16 protein-coding genes are annotated in these 17,356 nt (G+C 40.9%); 12 read left to right on the forward strand and 4 right to left on the reverse strand.

All coding sequences use genetic code 11. The features are described from left to right. Positions 1–4 precede the first annotated feature (4 nt). From PASHI_RS20425 to purF, 7 genes are all read left to right on the forward strand, one after another. Positions 5–337, forward strand: a complete 333-nt coding sequence (locus tag PASHI_RS20425) for a Na+/H+ antiporter subunit G (protein ID WP_054553163.1) — start codon at positions 5–7, stop codon at positions 335–337. Between the two features lie 141 nt (positions 338–478). Continuing rightward, positions 479–1,273: a tRNA pseudouridine(38-40) synthase TruA gene (gene truA, locus PASHI_RS20430; RefSeq protein ID WP_054553162.1), complete on the forward strand. Its 795-nt coding sequence runs from the start codon at positions 479–481 to the stop codon at positions 1,271–1,273. Between the two features lie 158 nt (positions 1,274–1,431). Further along, complete coding sequence (accD, locus tag PASHI_RS20435) at positions 1,432–2,307, forward strand: acetyl-CoA carboxylase, carboxyltransferase subunit beta (protein WP_055021719.1); 876 nt, start codon at positions 1,432–1,434, stop codon at positions 2,305–2,307. 25 nt (positions 2,308–2,332) lie between these two features. After that, positions 2,333–3,598, forward strand: coding sequence for a bifunctional tetrahydrofolate synthase/dihydrofolate synthase (gene folC / locus PASHI_RS20440; RefSeq protein ID WP_062566857.1), 1,266 nt, complete (start codon positions 2,333–2,335; stop codon positions 3,596–3,598). A gap of 11 nt (positions 3,599–3,609) precedes the next feature. After that, a complete protein-coding gene (locus tag PASHI_RS20445) occupies positions 3,610–4,263 on the forward strand; it encodes an SPOR domain-containing protein (RefSeq protein WP_054562088.1) in 654 nt (217 codons plus the stop codon). A gap of 313 nt (positions 4,264–4,576) precedes the next feature. After that, positions 4,577–5,071 carry a CvpA family protein gene (locus PASHI_RS20450; protein WP_036969851.1) on the forward strand — a complete coding sequence of 165 codons (495 nt, stop codon included), beginning with the start codon at positions 4,577–4,579 and terminating at the stop codon, positions 5,069–5,071. An 18-nt stretch (positions 5,072–5,089) separates the two neighbouring features. After that, the gene (gene purF, locus PASHI_RS20455; RefSeq protein ID WP_054562087.1) at positions 5,090–6,616 is read left to right on the forward strand and encodes an amidophosphoribosyltransferase; all 1,527 of its coding nucleotides are present in this window, start codon (positions 5,090–5,092) and stop codon (positions 6,614–6,616) included. Between the two features lie 82 nt (positions 6,617–6,698). On the opposite strand, the gene PASHI_RS20460 is transcribed toward purF, so the two are convergent. Continuing rightward, entirely contained in the window at positions 6,699–7,298 is a 600-nt protein-coding gene (locus tag PASHI_RS20460) for a Yip1 family protein (protein WP_054553157.1), read from the reverse strand. Between the two features lie 230 nt (positions 7,299–7,528). Between PASHI_RS20460 and miaE the strand changes: the two genes are divergently transcribed. The 3 genes from miaE (at position 7,529) to PASHI_RS20475 (ending at position 12,641) form a co-directional block, all read left to right on the forward strand. After that, positions 7,529–8,287 carry a tRNA isopentenyl-2-thiomethyl-A-37 hydroxylase MiaE gene (gene miaE, locus PASHI_RS20465; protein WP_058586359.1) on the forward strand — a complete coding sequence of 253 codons (759 nt, stop codon included), beginning with the start codon at positions 7,529–7,531 and terminating at the stop codon, positions 8,285–8,287. A gap of 224 nt (positions 8,288–8,511) precedes the next feature. Then, complete coding sequence (locus PASHI_RS20470; RefSeq protein ID WP_062566858.1) at positions 8,512–10,734, forward strand: GGDEF/EAL domain-containing response regulator; 2,223 nt, start codon at positions 8,512–8,514, stop codon at positions 10,732–10,734. A gap of 5 nt (positions 10,735–10,739) precedes the next feature. Beyond that, a complete protein-coding gene (locus tag PASHI_RS20475; RefSeq protein WP_062566859.1) occupies positions 10,740–12,641 on the forward strand; it encodes a sensor histidine kinase in 1,902 nt (633 codons plus the stop codon). Here PASHI_RS20475 and PASHI_RS20480 read toward each other — a convergent pair. Genes PASHI_RS20480 through PASHI_RS20490 form a run of 3 tightly spaced genes read right to left on the reverse strand, consistent with a single transcriptional unit; the run spans position 12,634 to position 14,762 of the window. Then, positions 12,634–13,431, reverse strand: coding sequence for a type 2 periplasmic-binding domain-containing protein (locus PASHI_RS20480; RefSeq protein ID WP_062566860.1), 798 nt, complete (start codon positions 13,429–13,431; stop codon positions 12,634–12,636). The two genes, PASHI_RS20475 and PASHI_RS20480, sit on opposite strands and share 8 nt — an antisense overlap. A 50-nt stretch (positions 13,432–13,481) precedes the next feature. Continuing rightward, positions 13,482–14,216, reverse strand: coding sequence for a UDP-2,3-diacylglucosamine diphosphatase (locus PASHI_RS20485; RefSeq protein WP_062566861.1), 735 nt, complete (start codon positions 14,214–14,216; stop codon positions 13,482–13,484). 54 nt (positions 14,217–14,270) lie between these two features. Further along, positions 14,271–14,762, reverse strand: coding sequence for a peptidylprolyl isomerase (locus PASHI_RS20490; RefSeq protein ID WP_054562080.1), 492 nt, complete (start codon positions 14,760–14,762; stop codon positions 14,271–14,273). Positions 14,763–14,940: 178 nt separating this feature from the next. Between PASHI_RS20490 and cysS the strand changes: the two genes are divergently transcribed. Both cysS and PASHI_RS20500 read left to right on the forward strand, forming a co-directional pair. Then, entirely contained in the window at positions 14,941–16,320 is a 1,380-nt protein-coding gene (cysS, locus tag PASHI_RS20495) for a cysteine--tRNA ligase (protein ID WP_062566862.1), read from the forward strand. A 136-nt stretch (positions 16,321–16,456) separates the two neighbouring features. Further along, positions 16,457–17,335, forward strand: coding sequence for a DMT family transporter (locus PASHI_RS20500; protein ID WP_062566863.1), 879 nt, complete (start codon positions 16,457–16,459; stop codon positions 17,333–17,335). The last annotated feature ends 21 nt before the right edge of the window (positions 17,336–17,356 follow it).

The raw sequence follows: 17,356 nt of genomic DNA on the forward strand, positions 1-17,356 counted from the left end.
ACGAATGATGAGTGAATGGATTGTATCAATCTTATTATTAATTGGTGGTTGCTTTATTCTTATAGGTTCAATCGGACTTGTGAAAATGCCTGACTTTTTTATGCGCCTGCACGGTCCAACTAAAGCAACAACGCTTGGCATGGCATCATTGTTAATTGCTGCCATGGTGTATTTTAGCTACACCCACGATGGCATCAGTGTGAAAGAAATTTTGATTTCGATTTTCTTACTGATCACCGCACCTATTAGCGGCTATATGCTGATCAAATCAGCCATCCACCACAAGCTTCGTGCTAAAGATGGCACTAAGGGCCTCGATAACATCGAAGAAGATTAATACCTTCTCGCAATAATAGTTAAGCGAATTGGTGTGATATCTGAGTAACCAGAACAATGTGATCTACTACTGTGGCTTTTATTGCGCTCGTAGATCGCATAAAATGCCCCGTCATTTAGTACAGTAGGTAAATAGAGCATTATGCGAGTAGCACTTGGAGTAGAGTACAACGGCGCGCGTTACAGTGGTTGGCAACGTCAATCACACGTCAATAGCGTACAACAAGAAGTAGAAACGGCGTTGTCGCGTATTTGTAATCATCCAGTCGAAATAGTTTGTGCAGGCCGCACCGATGCGGGTGTACATGGCACCGGGCAGGTGATCCATTTTGATACTCACGCTGAGCGTGAAATGGTCGCGTTTACGATGGGTATGAATACCTTACTGCCAAAAGATATTGCTATTCGTTTTGCCAAGCCTGTAAGCGAAGACTTTCATGCTCGTTTTAGTGCCACAGCACGTCGCTATCGTTATGTGATTTATAATTACACCTATCGCGGCGCTATCATGAGTGAAGGGGTGACCCATTTTCATCACCCATTAGACGAAACTAAAATGCAAGAAGCCTGTCAGTATTTAATAGGTGAGCATGATTTTACTTCGTTTAGAGCACTACACTGCCAAGCAAATACAGCAAATCGTACTATTCACCATTTATCGGTAAAACGCCAAGGTGATTATGTGATCATTGATATTAAAGCCAATGCGTTTTTACATCACATGGTACGAAACATCACCGGGTGTTTGATGGACATTGGTCTTCATAAGCATGAACCTGTGTGGTTAAAAGAATTACTCGATTTAAAAGAGCGCGCTAAGGCAAGTGCAACAGCAAAAGCCGCTGGCCTTTACTTAGTTGACGTGGATTACCCAGAACATTTTGGCATTCCTAAAACACCATTAGGGCCTTTGTTTTTACCTGATTCAGACAGTTAGTCTTAAGTCCACGACTACTAAGACCAGTTTTTTATATCGTCTGCGGGTAATTCATGTTTTAATTGAAAAAATCTGTCTGTTTATTTGTTATCAGAAACACAAGTGAGTGTTTCCAATTAAACAGACTGCGACACAGAACAGCATTAAGAGAGTTGCAAATGAGTTGGTTAGAAAAAATCTTACCTAAAACGACTAAATCGTCAGGTCGTAAAGAAATCCCTGAAGGGGTTTGGGCTAAGTGTACAGACTGTGATTCAATTTTATATAAAGCAGAATTAGAAAAAGCACTCAACGTGTGTCCTAAGTGTGATCACCACATGCGTTTAAGTGGCCGTAAACGTCTTGAAAACTTTTTAGATGATGCTGACCGCCAAGAAATTGGTGCAGAGCACGAACCAAAAGACGTATTAAAGTTTAAAGATTCTAAAAAATACTCTGACCGTATTACCCAAGCACAAAAAGCAAGTGGCGAGAAAGACGCACTTGTAGCAATGAAAGGCCGCCTAAAAGGCATTCCTGTTGCTGCTGTTGCTTTTGAGTTCTCGTTTATGGGTGGTTCAATGGCGTCAGTAGTAGGTGCTCGTTTTGTTGAAGCTGTAGATCAATGTTTAGAGCACGACATGCCACTTATTTGTTTCTCTGCATCAGGTGGTGCACGTATGCAAGAAGCACTTATGTCATTAATGCAAATGGCTAAAACAAGTGCTGCACTTGCAAAAATGAGCGAAAAAGGCTTACCGTTTATTTCAGTATTAACTGATCCAACAATGGGTGGTGTATCTGCATCACTGGCAATGCTTGGTGATGTAAACGTTGCTGAACCTAAAGCGCTTATCGGTTTTGCAGGTCCTCGCGTAATTGAGCAAACAGTACGTGAAACGCTTCCTGAAGGTTTCCAACGCAGTGAATTCTTGCTAGAGCATGGTGCAATCGACATGATTGTAGACCGTCGTGAAATGCGTGACACCCTTGCACGTATCTTAGCGAAATTTATGAACTTGCCTTCTACTGAACAAGAGCATAGAGTAGCGTAAATTTCAGCTTAACTGATTAAACGCTATGACAGAAATCCTTCCTAGCCAATCATCAAGCCTTGATGATTGGCTTTGTTATTTAGAAAGTGTCCATCCTGCTAATATCGAAATGGGTTTAGAGCGCGTAGAACGCGTGGCAAACCAAGTCGGCTTACTCGATACATCAAGCAAAATAATCCTAATTGCAGGCACCAACGGTAAAGGGACTACAGCCCGTTGCCTAGAAAGTTTATTACTTGCACAGGGTTACAGTGTGGGTACTTATGCTTCGCCGCATCTTATTCGTTATAACGAGCGCGTACGTATTAATGGCCAAGAGCTTGACGATCAATTCCATGTTGATGCTTTCGATATGCTTGAAAAAGGCCGTGGTGACACGCAGCTTACTTATTTTGAGTACGGTACCTTAGGCGCACTGGCTATTTTCAAACGTCACGCCGTTGATTATGTGCTGCTAGAAGTGGGGCTGGGTGGCCGTTTTGATGCGACTAATATCGTGAATCCGCATGCTTGTGTGATCACCACCATAGATTTAGACCATAAAGAATACCTAGGTGATACTCGTGAACTTGTTGGGTATGATAAAGCCGGTATTTTCCGTACCAATACACCGGCTATTGTTGGCGATTTAGCTATTCCGCATACAGTGACTGATTATGGTAATGAAATTAACGCTGATATGGTGCTATCAGGCCAAGACTTCATATTCACAGAAGACAGTGAAGGCTTTAACTGGCAGTACCAAGATAACGATTGGCGCTTAGCTAAGCCTGCTATCCCTTGTCAAAATGCAGCAACCGCGTTGACCTTACTTGCAAAGCTTGAGCTATTGCCAAGCGAGCAACAAGTGCGTGATTGCTTGGCGAATCTAACTGTAGAAGGGCGCTTTCAGCAGTTAAGTCAGCAGCCGCTTGTTTTTACCGATGTTGCACATAATCCTGAGTCAGCTCGATATTTGGCACGCAAATTAAGCGTGTATAAAGATCAAGGGTTTAAAATTCATGCATTAGTCGCTATGCTTGCAGATAAAGATAAAGTGGCTGCAATGTCTGCCGTGGCAAATGTTGTTGACCAGTGGTCGTTAGCAAGCTTAGATTGTTTTCGTGGCGACAAAGTTGAGAATCTTGCTAAAGCACTAGCCGAAACCACATCAACAGCGCCTAGTACGCACTATGAGAGTGTTGAAACTGCGCTAGATACGTTATTACCAAATGTTGATGAAAACACGTTAGTGATTGTGTTCGGTTCGTTTATAACTGTGGCTGCAGCCATCAATTACTTTAAAAAATAGAGAGGAAATCGGTGAACGCAGGGTTTATTAATCGCTTAGTAGGCACCACGATTGTGGTTGTGGCGGCTATTGTCTTCATTCCAAACATTTTGGATGGTGAGAAGGTTCATTATAAAGAAGGCTTTAAAGCTATTCCTGAACGCCCTGAGTTCACTACGATAGACTTGCAAGAGGTGATTGATAATAAAGTCGCCTCTGCCGAGCAACCTTCGCAAATCCCGGTTGAAGATACGCAAGCAAACGATGCTGATCTTGTCGCAAATGAAACCCAGCAAATTGATACTGCACCGCAAATGGTTGAAGCTTCAACTGATGAGCCAGTAATTAACAAAGCTGAGCCGAAAGTTGCAGTGCAAGAGCCAGCCAAGCCAGCTGCTAAAACGCCTGAGCCAACCCGTAAGCCAGAAGAGAACCTCACACAAATGGCTTATGTTATTCAACTGGGCAGTTTTTCTCACGCACCTAATGTGAAATCACTACAAGAAAAATTAAAAGCGAATGGTTTCAAAACCTTCACTCGCCCAATCAAAACCCCGAACGGCACACTGACAAAAGTCTTTGTAGGTCCTTCACTTAGCAAGAAAGAGTTAGAAAGTAAGCTTCCTGAGTTAAAGCAGTTAACCAAGTTAAACGGCAAAGTTACTCAGTTTGAAATTACAAAATGATCTGGCAATTCCAAATACCCAAACCACCTGTAGATCCATGATTCAGCGCTATCACAGGGTTTTCAATACAAGGCGTGGCGATGCAGGAATGTAGGTACCTTTCAAATTGCCACAACACAGTAGTGGAAGCCCCGTGAAGCGCCCGAAGGGCATGGCTAAAACGCATTTATTCTGCGTTATTGATTTTGACAAGGGGACACCATTCCCTACAATCAATGCCTTGCCTAAATGCGTTTTATCTCATGCTGAATTCTTGCATCCACAGGTGGTTTGGGTATAGAATGCGCCCCAAATTAACGACTAGTTGGTTCTTATGATCTGGGTTGATTACGCCATACTTGGCATTATTGCACTATCCACTATCATCGGCTTAATACGTGGCTTTGTAAAAGAAGCAATGTCATTAGCTGTATGGGCTGGCGCATTTATCATCTCTAGTTTGTTTTACCAATATTTAGCATCCTTCCTAACAAGTATTTCAGAACCCCTTTTAAGAAATGCAGCCGCAATAGCCATATTATTTTTTGCGACACTCCTGTTGGGTGGGTTACTAAACTATATTTTAGGTGAACTTGTACAACGTACTGGTTTATCTGGCACAGACCGTGTTTTCGGCATAGTGTTTGGTGCTCTTCGTGGCGTGTTGGTCGTAAGCGCGTTACTCTTCTTTCTTGATGCTTTTACCGGTGCACCTAATACGCATTGGTGGGGCAACTCTATTTTGATTCCAGAATTTGGCTTTGTTGTTGAGTGGTTCTTCTCGTACCTCGAAAACAACTCGAGCTTTTTAAATTCTGTAAACCGTTAATCGGCGAGGATAAATTTAATGTGTGGTATCGTTGGCATAGTCGGAACTTCTCCTGTTAATCAGGCGTTATATGACGGCTTAACTGTTTTGCAACACCGCGGTCAAGATGCAGCTGGCATCATTACCATTGAAAACAACACGTTTAGCTTACGTAAAGCCAATGGCCTTGTAAAAGATGTATTTCATACCCGTCATATGAAACGTCTGCAAGGTACAATTGGTATTGGCCATGTTCGCTACCCGACAGCTGGTTCTTCTAGCTCGTCTGAAGCGCAACCTTTCTATGTTAACTCGCCATTTGGTATCGCACTTGCGCACAATGGTAACTTAACAAACGCAGAAGCATTAAAGCAGCAATTATTTTCAGAAGCTCGCCGTCATGTTAATACAACATCTGACTCTGAAATTTTACTTAACATCATGGCGCATGAATTAAGTAAATCGAACAAGCTAAAACTTGATGCTGAAGATATCTTCACAGCGGTAACTGAAGTGAATAATAAAGTAACCGGTGGTTATGCAACAATTGCAATGATCATTGGTCACGGTATTGTTGCGTTTCGTGATCCGAACGGTATTCGCCCATTAGTATTTGGTAAGCGTGAAACTGCAAATGGTACTGAGTACATGTTTGCATCAGAAAGCGTTGCTTTAAAAACAGATGGCTTTGAGTTTGTTCGTGACGTTGCACCAGGTGAAGCAATTTACGTAACTGAAGATGGTCAACTTTTCTCGCAAGCGTGTGCTGAAAAAGCAACTTACTCGCCGTGTATCTTTGAGTTTGTTTACTTTGCGCGCCCAGACTCAACAATTGACCGTATGTCTGTTTATGCAACACGTGTAAACATGGGTACTAAGTTAGGTGAGAAAATCGCACGTGAATGGGCTGACAAAGACATCGACGTGGTTATTCCAATCCCAGAAACATCATGTGACGTAGCACTAGAGATTGCATCAGCCCTTAACCTGCCATACCGCCAAGGTTTTGTTAAAAACCGCTACATTGGCCGTACGTTTATCATGCCAGGTCAAGAAATGCGTAAGAAGTCAGTTCGTCAAAAACTGAATGCCATTGACCGTGAGTTCAAAGGTAAAAACGTATTACTTGTTGATGACTCAATTGTGCGTGGTACAACGTCAGCGCAAATCGTAGAAATGGCTCGTGAGTCAGGTGCGAAGAACGTTTACTTCGCATCAGCAGCGCCTGAGATTCGCTTCCCGAACGTTTACGGTATTGATATGCCATCGGCAGCTGAGCTAATTGCGCATGGCCGTGAAGTTGAAGATATCAACGCAAGTATTGGTGCAGATGGTCTTATCTATCAATCGCTAGATGACTTAATCTCAGCAGTAAGCCAAGAAAACCCAGAAATCACCCGTTTTGAAACATCAGTATTTGATGGTCAATACATCACAGGTGATATCGACCAAGATTACCTAAACCACATTGACCGTTTACGTAATGATTCAGCGAAATCAACTCGTGAAAATGCGATGTCAGCAAGTTTAGAGTTACATAACCAAGAAGAAAACAGCGCTGATTAATCAGCCTTGATTTGATTGGTATAAAAAAGGAGCTTCACAGCTCCTTTTTTGTTTATGGAAAGAAAGGAAAATAACAATGAACTTAAGTAAACATAGGGTGGACAATTCCGTTAGTCCATAAAATAGCTGTCGCAGCTAAAATAATTACCAGTAAGATCAGCCCACAAGTGACTACTGAACTGGCATAGATAAAACCTCGCTCTTCAGGAATGTGCATTAAAATTGGCACCCCTGTGTAGAGTAAGTAAACTGAGTAGGCTAGTGCTACAAGGCCTACGCACACCACAAACCACAGCTCAGGTAAAAATGCCGCAAATGAAGACATAAATACTGGCGTTGCTGTGTAAGCTGCAAGCTCTAGGGTTTGTGTAAAGGTGGGTTTTGCACCAAAGGTCACTGCCATCCAATGAGCTAAGTATGCCAGTGCAAAAACGCCCGCAATTAGTGCAAAGTACATCGCAACCGCGATAAGTAATGCACTATCATGGGTTAAATATACAGCCTCACCTGCGCCAATACTCCAGCCCAAATAAACTGATGAATAGTAGCCCATTAATGAAGGAATACAGGCGATTAATAAAATGTGCGATAAGCTATAGCGCAAGCTTTCGTGACGGTTATCAATTGTTTGCCATTCTTCGAGTGGGTGAGCGTATAAGCCCCATAAGTGGTTTAGAATCATAATCATTGCCCCTGTAAAAAAGGAATATGAGCTGTTTTATTTTTGTACAGCTTTGATTAAGTTATGGTTCAGTAATTAAGTCTTGTCAAGAAGCTGAAATAATCGTTATAGCCGATTAAATGTAACTCTTTAGTGCATATAGAAAATTACTTTGCACTGATGTGGGTCATGGAACGTGGGCTAATTTATGTGATAAAATCCAATTAAGATTTTTGATGAGAAGTTATTCAGTGCCTTATTCTGATTTATTAGCGCCCATTCATTCTTTTTTAAAGTGCGAAACGCCTGATGAGTGGATTGCTGCGGCAACCAAAAAAGAAAACTTAGATGTGGTTTTAATCGACCATCTTATCTGTGAATTAAAAGCAGCTCAGTCTGCCATGTTTTTAATTCGTAAGTACGCGGTTGATAAAGAAAGCAGTGATGCGTTGCTTGAGTGGTTAAAACCATTTGAAACACTTATTTATAAGCGAGAAGGGGATTGGCGTGAGCTTGCAGATAAAAACAAGCTGACTAAATCAATGATCCCAAAATCGAACTCACCTTATGGGCAAGACCTTATCGATAAAATGGTGATGCTTATTAAAGAAGAACTACATCACTTTTATCAAGTTCTTGAGATCATGGATGAATACGGCATTGAATATAAAAGCATTACCCCATGTCGTTATGCCAAAGGGATGCTGCGCCACGTAAAAACTTACGAGCCAGATGCCTTGGTAGATAAGTTAATTATCGGTGCTTACATCGAAGCTCGTTCATGTGAGCGCTTTGCTAAATTAGCCCCACATGTTGATAAACGCTTAGGTGATTTTTATATCTCACTACTGCGCTCTGAAGCGCGTCATTACCAAGATTATTTAACTCTTGCGCAAGAAATCAGTGAGTTTGATATTACTGAGCGTGTTGAATTTTTTGGTCAACTTGAAGCTGAGCTTATTTCAACCCCAGATGAAGACTTTAAATTTCACAGCGGTGTGCCTGCATAATATATTAAATCAGAGCGCCTGTTTGGCGCTCTAGTTCATTTATCTTGCCAAATTTAGTGGGTTTTACCCCTATTCAAATTAACTAATTTTCATTACTTTTCTAATACTTATTCATTTATTGTTTTAGTAAATAATTTGTACCTTTTAAAATCTTGCACTACCTTTGACCTAGGTTGCTATTAACATTCGTAAAATAGAATCATAAGTTGTTAAAAGGAGAAGTCATGCGTGATTCTAATGTGCCTTTCGAGTTTAAAGAAGATGCTTCTGAACAATCGTATGCCCAAAAAACATGGAAAGTTTTAACGGTTGAAGATGACTTAAACTACCAACAAGCATTACTAAACAGTTTTAATGCCATATCTCTAGATAACAATGAGTCTCTTGAGGTATTAACGGCAAATTCAGTGTCAGAGGCATCGTCTGTGTTATCGCGTCACAAAGACATCGCTATTGTATTTCTTGATGTGGTAATGGAAGAAGATGATTCAGGCCTACGACTTGTGAATACTATTCGCCACGTATTAGGCAACAATGATATACGCATAGTGCTTTTAACAGGGCAGCCAAGCTTTGCCCCTGAACCGCAAGTAATGCAATCGCTTGATATTGACGAATATTGGAATAAGTCAGATATGACGGTAGATAAGCTTAAATCTATCGTTAGTAGCCATCTTCGTACGTATCAATATATTTCGCAAATCTCAAATGCCAAACAAGGACTGCAGTTAGTACTTGATGCGGCAAGAAGCATTAATAGTAAACACGACATACGTGCATTTTCTCATGCGGTGCTAGATGAAATAGGTAAAATTTTGCATCTATCTAAGGGAGGCGGCGTATTATGCGTTGGCAATGAAAAGCACGTTGATAAACACCCAAAAGTTCTTACTAGTGTCGGTTGTTACAGAGGCCTTGATGGTAAAGAGCTCAGCACAGATGTGCTCAGTGAAGAAGCACAGCAATCGTATATTTTAGCCAGAGATAAAAAAGAGCATGTGTTTTCTGAGCATTACAGTGTTTTTTATTTTGATACCGCTGATGTTGATGTTAGCTATTACATCACGATTGTTAAATCAGATGTTCCCATCGACGAGCATAATGTATTTTTACTAAAGGTATTTAGTGAAAATGTCAGTACAGGCTTTTCGAATATTGCACTGATGAACCGGCTTACTGAGCTTGCTTACACCGATATAACGCTAAACATGCCCAACAGGAACTGGCTCCAGCGCGAAATCGATAATATGAACAAATACGAACAAGCTGAAACTCAGTTAGTGGTGTTTGAGATACTTCAGTTTGACGAAAAGTCTTTTCGGTTTGGTCATGAATTTTGTAAAAAAACACATCTAAAAATGCGCGAGAATATTTTGCAAGCCTTAGCGCCGTATCACCCTCGTATCGCTGTTTTTAAAAGTGATTGTTTAGGTGTTTTAGTGTCAAGCCATGCATTTGAAGATGAAAGCGTTGTTGACTCTTTAAAACGTCAATCTTTTGAAATTGATGGGGTAAAACAGTTTTTAGATGTGCGTATTTTAGTTATGCAGCTAATCGCCTTTGAAGATCATAACGCAGAGCAAATATTCAATTTAGCAGAGTCTACTCTTAATGATGAAAACACACAAAGAGCTGAGCTTCTCTATTATACGTTAGATAATACCAAAGCGATTACACGGCGCTATGAATTGATGCAAGAGCTGCGCACCGCAATACGCAACAAAGAGCTCCAAGTAGCCCTACAACCCAAGGTTAATTTAACCACTAATGAAGTCATTGGTTTTGAAGCACTGGCGCGATGGCAAAGAGGTGATGGAACATTTGTAAGGCCCGATGAGTTTATTGAACTTGCCGAAACCGCAGGACTTATTAGTGAGTTAGATAAGTTGATTTTTGACAAAATAATGCAAACGATTAACCAATTTGCAGAGCAAGGCGTTAGTTTGCCAATCGCGTTTAATGCATCGACGTTTGATTTGTTAGCCGATGATTACTTTGTTGAGGTTGCAGCACGCATTGAGGAATATGGCATTTCACCTTCGTTACTTGAGCTTGAAGTAACAGAGACCCAAGCAATTTTTAACTATGAAAAGATCAATGCATGTTTATGTCGTTTTGCGGGCTTGGGTATAAAAATTAGCATTGATGATTTTGGTACAGGTTATTCATCGCTCGCCCATATTAGTGAAATACCAGCCCAAAATATAAAGATAGATCGCTGTTTTGTAACCAATATCCAAGAGTCAAAATCTAACCAACATATTATTGAAATGATTATGCTTTTAGCAGAAAAATTTGGCTTTGAAGTAACAGCCGAAGGCATTGAAACTGAAGCTGAGTACACTTGGCTTGTAGAAGCTGGCTGTAGTGTTGGACAGGGCTATTATTATGCAAAACCCATGTTTTATGATGATGCATTGCAGTGGCTAAAGGGCAGGTATAATTAACTATTATGGTAGAAGTAACAAGCCAATATAAGTCACTAAAAAAAAGTCTACTTCTTAAATTTATGGTGATGGTTGCTGTTAGCTTATTAATTAGCTTGATGGTTTATGTGATTCAATATCAAATACAAAAAAGTAGTGTCACGCTTTTGCAAGATAACACCTTACTTGCCGCTCACAATACCCTTAGCAGGGAGCTTGGTGATGTACGTAAAGTAGTTAAGTTGCTGGTGGCCGATGACATATTAAAGCAAACTGGTGAAAGCGCATTACTTGAGCATCAAATACAAACCCATTTTGTGAACTTTGGTTTAGCCGCTGAAAATATATCTCAAATACGTTGGCTAGATAGTGAAGGCCAAGAAAGGTATCGGGTTAACTTTAAAGCAGGGCAAGCGGAGCTAGTACCAACACAACAGTTACAAAATAAAAGTAGCCGTTATTATTTTACCGAAGGGATGGATCATAGCGAAGATGAAGTTTATATCACGCCAATAGATTTAAATGTAGAGCGTGGCGCAGTTGTTACACCACATGAACCAACATTAAGAGCATCTTACCGAACCACAAGCGATAGTTACGTGTTAGATGGGCTAGTGGTTGTCAATTTTGACCTGTCGAAAACCTTACAGCAAATAAAGTCACTCAGCAGCTTACAAGCACAAATACAATTAATTAATGGTGAAGGTTATTGGTTGTTACATCCACGCAAAGATAAAGAATGGGGGTTTATGCTGGAGCAACCTATGCTGACACTCGGTAACGAAGATAGCCAATTATGGCAAGTAATCACTCAATTGCCGAAATCTCAGGATCTTATTGCATCGCATAGTCATACAACTAGCTTTTTAAAAATGACCTTAGGTAATAATAGCGTAAATGGTACAAACGATATTATTGTACTGGTAAAGGCAGATGATTCGGTGCAAAACGAGATTATCTTACGATCTTTTATTATCGCTTTAGCTTGCGCTGTCAGCCTGATATCAATTTCTGGCTTATATTTGCAGCGCAGTTATCGAGATCAACGTAAGATTATTAAAGCCAGAGCGCACTTAGAGCACGAGCAGCAGGAGTTGTTAGCAGCCAATACTAAATTACAACGTTACATAAAACAGCAGCATCAACTACAAGGTGAACTCATTGAAGCACAAAGGTTGTCATCACTGGGTTTAATGGTGGCAGGGGTGGCCCACGAAATGAATACGCCACTGGGTGGTGCTGCTATTTCACTATCGAATGCGCAATTAATTAATCAACAACTCAAAGATAAAATAGACCAAGGCTTCACTAAGCAATTTTTAGAATCAAGCGTAGAAAAAGTTGCTGATAATTTAAGGCTCTCTCAAGTAAACTTAGAAAAGGCCATTGATCATGTAAAAAGCTTCAAGGAGATGGCCCATGATCGGTCAAACGATCAGTATGTTAGCTTTAATATTGAAAAAGTCATCGATGATCTACTACTTGGTTTAAAATCCCGCTTTAAAGCTTCAAAAGTAACCATAGAAACTAAAATCGATGTCAAAAAAGACATTATTAGTCGCCCTGGGATTATCTCTCAGGTTATCGAGAGTTTAATCGTTAATGCAATTTCTCACGCCTTTGACGAGCTTGATAACAAACAAATTCAATTGCATGTACATTTAAATCAACAAGGTGACCTTTGTATTAGCGTTTCTGATAATGGTTGTGGGATTGATGACTCTTTGCGTAGTAACTTATTTGACCCCTTTGTAACTACATCTAGAAACCATGGTCATACAGGGTTAGGTTTGTACCTTGTGCATGAATGGGTTACGAGTGTTCTTAACGGAAAAATCCAGCTAGTTGCAAGCAAAAACCTACCTGAAGGAATAGCAACCCAGTTTAAGATAACCTTGCCACGCTTGAAAAAGAACAAAATTAGTTAGCATAGGTTTTTTCATATAGTTGCTTGATGTGGCTAACTTCTTTTTCATTCAGTTCATAGCGCTTCAGTATCTCTAAAAGCTTGCCTGACGCCGTAATTGCTTTAAGACCTAAAGATAAACTTTGCTGAAAAAGCTCAGTCTGAGGGGGATTTTTATCAGTAATCACATGTAAGTGTTGAGTAGCAAGATAGGGGGTAACTATTTCTAATTCTGTTTGCTTTGCTTGCTGTAAGCGCTCGCTATTATCGAGCCAATACAAGGCAACCTCTTTTGTGCCTGCAACTAAATCAACACGACCATGCTTTAATAGCAATAAGCTCTCAATCAAGCTACCTGTGGTCGTCATGCTAAGGTTTGGGTGGTGCTCAAATTGCTCACTAACCACATAGTCTTCACCTTTGCTAATTGTATATGGCTTTAATGAATACAAAGAGCCAGTGTAAGTTATTTTGCTATCAACACGCTTGAATAACACGGTATGTGCGGTAGCTAATGAAGGTGAATATGTAAAATCTCTCGCTCTTTGCTTTGTATAAAAAGCACCTAGCACTGCGACACGTTTATGGCGTTTGGCAAGCTTTAGAGCACGTCCCCAGTGGGTGTATTCAATGGTGGCTTGATGTTTTTGTGTTTTCAGTGCTGCGATGATGACTTCGTGCAGCCAGCCTGGCTTGTTTGGCTTATCAATGAAATAAGGAGGAAACGGCTCTGTGACCAATTGCCAAGTTTGGCAATTGATTGAAAAGCTAATTAGTAAACAACAACATAAAAGGCTTAACCGACTCATCATAGATAATGCATTTTTTGACAATACTGGTTAAAGCATAGTTAAAAAATTGGTTATTTAAAGGGAGTGTGGACTAGTTTTTGCTGCTCTGGAGTAGCTCTTAAGTATGAACCTTGCTCATACCAGTCACCCAGTACAGTGCGGGTTAGTGTTTTTCCATTTTGCTTATAGTGATGCACATTAGGGCGGTGAGTATGACCGTGGATCATATTAGTAACCTGATGCTTTTCAAACATGGCTAAAACTGCATCTTCGGTCACATCTAAAATCTCTAATGCTTTGCCAGCTTGGCTTTGTTTTGATTTTTCGCGGGCGTTGCGGGCAATTTTCTTACGATACCAAAGCGGCATAGCAAGCATTAGTTTTGGCCACCACCAACCACGGCTTTTTTTACGAAACTTTTGATATTCAATATCTTGAGTGCACATTTCATCACCGTGCAAGATAACTGTTGGAGTACCGTATAAATCAATAACAACTTGTTCAGGTAGTAAAGTCATACTTGCGCTTTTTGCATAGTCTTCTCGCATAATGAAATCGCGATTACCATGAATAAAAAACACCTCAGTACCACTTTCACTGACTTGGCTTAAACGTGCGGCAACAGTCTTTGAAAGGTCAGTTTGATAGTCATCACCTACCCATACTTCAAAAAAGTCACCCAAAATATACAGTGCATCAACGTCATCATTAATAATCTTGCTATCAAGAAAATCAAAAAATGCCGCAGTGATGTCTGGGCGGTTTTCTGTTAAATGGAGGTCGGCAATAAAATAACTTTGTTTCATGGTTACTCGCAAAAAAGCGGGCAAAGGCCCGCTTAAAAAGACTAAACGATTAAATTAGCTAACCGTTACTTTTTCGATGATGACATCTTCAAGAGGTACGTCTTGGTGGAAGCCAGCGCTGCCAGTAGCAACACCTTTGATTTTGTTTACCACGTCCATACCTTCAACAACTTCTGCGAACACGCAGTAGCCCCAGCCTTGTGATGTTTCACTGCTGAAGTTTAAGAAGTCATTGTCGTTAACGTTAATGAAGAACTGCGCAGTCGCTGAATGTGGATCCGGCGTACGTGCCATTGCTAATGTGCCCACTTTATTTGCAAGGCCGTTGTTTGCTTCGTTTTCGATTGGGTTGTTTACTTCTTTTTGAACCATACCCGGCTCAAAACCACCGCCTTGTACCATAAAACCATCAATTACACGGTGAAAAATAGTGCCGTTGTAAAAGCCAGCGTTTGCATACTCTAAGAAGTTTTTAACAGTGTTTGGTGCATCGCTTTCGTGCATCTTGATAGTGATGTCACCAAAGTTTGTGTGTAGTACAACCATGAGGTTTCCTATATTCAGGTTTAATAATGGGGCTATTTTATAGTAGTTGCCTTTGATTAACAAAGAGCTTGTTTAAAACGTTTAACAAAGTGCTTATTCAATTGATAAAGCGCTAGAGCAGCGGCTTTGCAAGTGTTACCATAGAGAATCTCGAAACACCGTTAAGGACATTTTATAAATGGTACAAATTTACAACACACTTACGCGACAAAAAGAGCAGTTTAAACCCCTTGTTGATGGCAAAATCGACATGTACGTGTGTGGTATCACCATTTATGATTACTGTCACATCGGTCATGCTCGTACTTTCGTTGGTTTTGACGTGATTGTGCGTTACCTACGCCACATCGGTTACGATTTAAAATACGTTCGTAACATCACAGATGTTGACGACAAAATCATTAAACGTGCTAACGAAAATGGTGAGTCAATTAATGATCTAACGACTCGTATGACCAAAGCCATGCATGAAGATTTCGACAGCTTAAATATGCTGCGTCCGGATGTTGAGCCAACAGTAACAAACCACATGGATGAAATCATCGCTATGGTTGAGCGTTTAATTGCCAAAGGCCATGCGTATGTTGCTGCAGATGGTGATGTATTATTTGATGTATCAACCTTTGAGCAATACGGTGCTTTATCGCAACAAGACCTAACCATGCTACAGGCTGGTTCACGTGTTGAAGTTGCACAAGATAAGCAAGATCCACTTGATTTCGTGCTTTGGAAAAAAGCCAAGCCAGAAGAGCCGTCATGGTCTTCACCATGGGGTGAGGGTCGCCCTGGTTGGCATATTGAATGTTCGGCAATGAGCTCTAAGCACTTAGGTGAGCACTTTGATATTCACGGTGGTGGTTCAGATTTACAGTTCCCGCACCATGAAAACGAAATTGCTCAGTCATGCTGTGCAAATAACGGCAAGTACGTTAATACGTGGATCCACACAGGTATGGTTCAGGTTAATAAAGAGAAGATGTCTAAGTCTTTAAACAACTTCTTTACCGTACGTGACGTATTAAAAGAGTACGATGCTGAATCAGTTCGTTACTTCTTAATTTCAGGTCATTACCGTAGCCAGCTTAACTATTCGCAAGAAAACCTTGAGCAAGCACGTTCGTCACTTGAACGTATTTACACTGCATTGCGTGGCGTAACGCCAATCGAGTGCGATTTAGCTAGCAATGAATATGTGGCTAAATTCAGAAAAGCGATGGATGATGACTTTAACACCCCTGAAGCACTACCAGTATTATTTGAATTAGCAAAAGAGCTAAACCGTGTTAAAGATAGCGATACAGAGCAAGCAGGTAAGCTAGCTTATGTACTACGCAGTGTTGCAGAGGTACTAGGCGTTGCACAACAAGACCCAGAAACCTTTTTACAAGGTGGCCAAGCTGACGACGAAGTAGCACATATCGAAGCGTTAATAGCAAAACGTAACGAAGCCCGCGCAAGTAAAGATTGGGCGGCAGCTGATGAAGCGCGCGATGCATTGAATGCGCTAGGTGTGGTACTTGAAGATTCAGCTGGTAAAACAACATGGCGTAAAGCCTAACTATTCATCGAATCATGACTCATTAAAAAAGGTTGCCAACGAGGCAACCTTTTTTGTTATTAATCAATATAGCTATTGACCTCAACTGTACTTGAGCTTTTACCTTGCCATCTCTTCGTATTAACAAGGACAGACATTGAATATTTTACTTGCCATGATCCCCGCCTTTTTATGGGGCACCACCTATGCAGTGACCAAATATGCCACACCTGATTGGCCGCCACTTTTATTAGGCGCATTGCGTGCATTACCTGCAGGGTTATTACTTTTATTGCTTAAACCTAGTTTGCCAACCCGTTCGCAGTGGCCAAGTTTGTTAACGCTAGGTGCTGTGAATATCGCGCTGTTTTTTGCCTTTATTTTTATCATGGCGGTAAACCTTCCTGCAGCTATAGCAGGGGTAGGGATGGTGTCTGTGCCGGTTGTGGCTTTACTATATGCTTGGCTTACTAAAGGGCAGCGCCCCGCAAAAATTCAAGCATTCTGTGCTATGGCGCTGGTGGTGTTGGCGTGGTTGTTGTTCGACCCAGCACACGTGGCATTAAATGTATTGGGAGTGGCTGCTTTATTTGGGGCCTTACTGACTATTGTGATTGGTAGCACCTTGGTACAGAGTTTGTCGGTGCATATTCATTGGTGGGTTGTGCTTACCTGGCAGTTAATCATTGGCGGCACTATTTTATTATTGGCTGCGTTTATTGATGGCAGTTTACTTCACCCAGAGCAATACCAAGTGATATTTAAGCCTATCTCAGCACTGCAATATTCTGCGCTATTTTGGTTAATCGTGCCTAATACCGCTATCGCCTATATTCTGTATGTTTGGTTATTAGGACGCATGACTGTGGCTGAGTTTTCATTCGGCACTATTGCTAACCCAATCGCGGGAATCGTATGCGCTGTTTTACTGATAAACGAACAATATCAAGACTGGCAATACCTATTAATGTTTTTGATGATTGTGTTTTCAGTGCTCCCCCAGATGCTAAAGCTTAGGCTGTTCAAACTACATTGATTTTAAAACCAAAAAAAGGCT

Source organism: Pseudoalteromonas shioyasakiensis (genome assembly GCF_001550135.1).
In the GTDB taxonomy this organism is placed as follows: Bacteria; Pseudomonadota; Gammaproteobacteria; order Enterobacterales; family Alteromonadaceae; genus Pseudoalteromonas; species Pseudoalteromonas shioyasakiensis.